2 protein-coding genes are annotated in these 3,321 nt (G+C 71.1%); both read right to left on the reverse strand.

Going from position 1 to position 3,321, the window contains the following annotated elements; genetic code table 11:
- Positions 1-102 precede the first annotated feature (102 nt).
- Positions 103-2,025 (reverse strand): DUF6114 domain-containing protein, encoded by a 1,923-nt coding sequence (locus ACRX5S_RS13420; RefSeq protein WP_436773111.1) that lies wholly within the window; start codon positions 2,023-2,025, stop codon positions 103-105.
- Positions 2,026-2,192: 167 nt separating this feature from the next.
- Entirely contained in the window at positions 2,193-2,819 is a 627-nt protein-coding gene (locus ACRX5S_RS13425) for a DUF6230 family protein (protein WP_436773112.1), read from the reverse strand.
- Between the last annotated feature and the right edge of the window lie 502 nt (positions 2,820-3,321).

Genomic DNA, 3,321 nt, shown 5'->3' on the forward strand with positions numbered 1-3,321 from the left:
GCCCTCCGGGTGGAGGGCCGCCGATTTCCGGGGGGTGGTGGCGCGTCGCGTGTCGGGTACAGGTCGGCGCCCGCCTTGCCGGGTCGGTCCGGCCTGCCCGGGTCAGCCCGCCTTCTCGGCGCGCATGGTGACGTCCGGGATGACGAGGGTGGCGCCGGTCTGACCGGCCTGGCGGACGGTGACGTCGGTGAAGAAGGCGACCGGCACGTTGAGCGGGGGCGGGCTGGTCGGCGTGAACTCGACGGGGATGAGGCCGAACAGGTTGCCTTTGAGGCTCTCGGTGTAGAAGGTCACCGTGCCGTCCTTCATGTACGACTTGGTGTTGTCGAGCGAGAACACGTGGATGCGGTTGCCGTTGCCGTCCACCGGCGAGGTCATGTCGAGGTTCCAGATGTCGACGCCGCCGCTCACCTCGAACTTGAGGACCGGCTTGGTCTTTCCGGAACCGGTCGTGACGTCGACGACGCCCTTGTAGTCCATGCCCGCCATGGCAAGGAGGCTGGACCTGAGGATCCACGGCTCGTCGGGCAGCACCGGTCCCCCGGTCGCCGCACGGTTCGCGGCGAGCGGGACCTGCGTGGGACACGGGTACGGCGGTTTTGCGCCGGTCGGCGCGGGCATCGCCGTGGCTGCGGACGGAGACGTGGTCGGGGACGGGGACGGGGCGGCCGTCGACGGCTTGGCGCTGGTGGGCGGAGTCGTGGCGGCCGGTGTTGTCGCGGGCGCGGACTTGGGTGTCGCGGACGCGCCCGCGGGGGGCTTGCCCGTCGCCGTGGGGGTCGGCACCGCGGGCGGCGGAACCGGGGCGGCGGGCGCGGCGGCGGGGGCAGTCGGTGGTGCGGATTGCGCCGCGACCGCCGGCGCCGCCGGGTCCTGGGGCCGGAGGAACGGCGGCAGGAGCTGCCTGAGCGGGTCGAGCAACGGGTCCAGGAGGGGACCGAGCACCCCCGGCGGCCGGGTCGTCGGCGCCGGAGCGGGTGGCGGTACGGGCGGCGCCGCGGGCGCGGTGGTCGGTGCCGCCGCGACCGCGGGCGCCTGTGCGGCGGTCCCGGGTGCGGGCGAACCGGCCGACGGCGGCGACTTGGCCTCCGCCGAGGGTGGGGGCGGAGTGCCGGTGGTCGCCTTTGCGGTGGGCGTCCCCGAGGGCGACGGGGACGCCGTGGAAGGCGCACCCGTCGTCGCCGTCGCTGTCGGTGCGGCCGTGGGTGAGGCCGTGGCTGAGGCCGATGCGCTCGCTGTCGCGCAGGGTCCGTCGGCGAACGGGTTGGGCGGCAGCGGTTCGCTCGGCCCGGCCATCGGCAGCAGCGCCGCGACCAGGGCCACCGCGGGGAACCCCGCGACGGCGCCGAACCTCGCGGCTCCGCTCACGGTGCGGGAGGCCGCGTCCAGGGTGTCAGGGATTCCGCCGGGCCGGCTGCTCGCCGACCCGGCCGACTGTTCCCCCAGGCCTGCACCGCCCGGTGCCGCCCCGGAATCGTCCGGTGCGGCGAACACGCCTAGGTCTTCCCGTGGTTCGTCGGCCGCCGAGGGCCCGTAGCCGTCGGCACCGCCGCTACCCTCGGCGGGCTGCTCGTCGTCCTCGTCGTCATACGACCACGCCAGCGCCAGCGAGCCTCCGATCGTGACGCTCAGCAGACCCATGAAGAATCCGCCGAGGTTCGAGGTGACGAACGATATGAACCCGCAGACCAGCGCGGTCACTCCCGCGTACATCCGGAACTGCGGCTGGAACCACACCATCAGACCCATCAGGATCAGCACGCAGCCGATGACCGCGGCCGCGGCCCCCGCCATGGTGCTCATCGCCACGCTCACGTTGCCGACCTCAAGCGTGGCGTAGGGGAAATAGATGATCGGCAGAGCGCCGAGCAGGATGAAGAACCCGGCCCAGAAGGGACGTGCGTGCCGCCATTCGGCGATGCGCCGCCGCTCCTGCGCGAACGGGCCTCGCAGCCGCTTCTCGCGGCCCGGACGCGGCCGCTCCGCCTCGGACTTCCCGGGCTCGTGTGGCTTGCTGGTACTCACGAAGGGCTCCAGAGGGGGACGCCTGGTACGAACTGTCGTCGCACGACGACGCGGGGCACGCGGTGGATCCGACCCCGTGGACCGGATCCACCGCGGCCTGGACTCGGCAAGTGCCGGGTCGTGTCCTCACAGTCCCGCCGGGCTCGACGGGGACGTGAGGACACTCCCTAGAAGCACTCCTTGTTGTCGAAGTTCACGCCGATGTCGAGGTCGGGCATGCGGAACGTCCCGGCGCTCACCGCATACACGGTCTGCCGGGTGTTCACCACCGTGACCTTGTCGACCTGCTGGGCGAACCCGCCGGGCGGGCGCTTGCCCATGTCGGGGCCGCGCAGCGAGCCGTCGTCGTTCTTCGTCTCGGCCGCGTCCACGCCGATGTCGACGCCCTCGAACGTGGCGTTGCCGGTCATCTGCGCGAGGTCGGCGATCATGTCCTCGGCCTCGGCGCTGCCGGACTTGATGACCATCACCACGGCGTCCTTGCCGCCGATGGAGAACGGCAGGGGTATGCGTACCGACTGGCACAGGTTGTCGAAGGTCGCGTTCTTGAAGCCGGAAAGGATGACCGGCTTGGAGTTGGGACCGACCTTCTGGGTGAGCCCGCCGTACTGGACGACATCGGTGGCGACCATCTTGTCCGCGCTGACCTTGAACGCGGTGCCCGAAATGGCGAACGACATCGGCACCGCGCCGTTCGCGGCGGCGGTGGTGAGGCCGGAGATGATCACCACGCCGGGGACAAGGGCCACACCGAAACGCTTCCAACGCGTGCGGCCGGCCTTGGACTTGGCCATGGTCCTCCTCAGGGACAGGTTCCGCGCATGCGCTGCCGGGGGTGGCGTATCTGGCGCATGCCGGACGCAAAGGACGACAACTGGGGGCCCGCGAGGGGCCCGGCGGTCGCACCTGTCCGAAAAGGGACGGGCACGGACCTGGATGGGGATGTGGGTCCGCCGCGTGGGCCACGTTGTCCCCGGCCGGCTGCCGGGGCGTGCGCGTATGGACCGAGCGGGCCGATCGTCGCCGACTGTGGGCTGCGGCACAAGGGTCTTGTTACCGACAAGTAGCGGATCGGTGCGCGATATCGCAACGCATCGCCTCGACAGGTGTTACCTGGAGTAATACCGAGTGGAAATGGCCGGGGCATTTAGCCCGTTTTGCTGGTATTGCCGAGGCCTGTCGGCGCACCCACGGCAACCGGGTTCGGGGTCGGTCAAAGCTTTGTAAAGAACCAGGTGGACAGCCCGAGAATCGGGGGCGAACAAAGGCCCCGCCGCCCTCCGGAAACACTCCGGA

It is taken from the genome of Yinghuangia sp. YIM S09857 (assembly GCF_051388915.1).
Taxonomy (GTDB): domain Bacteria; phylum Actinomycetota; class Actinomycetes; order Streptomycetales; family Streptomycetaceae; genus Yinghuangia.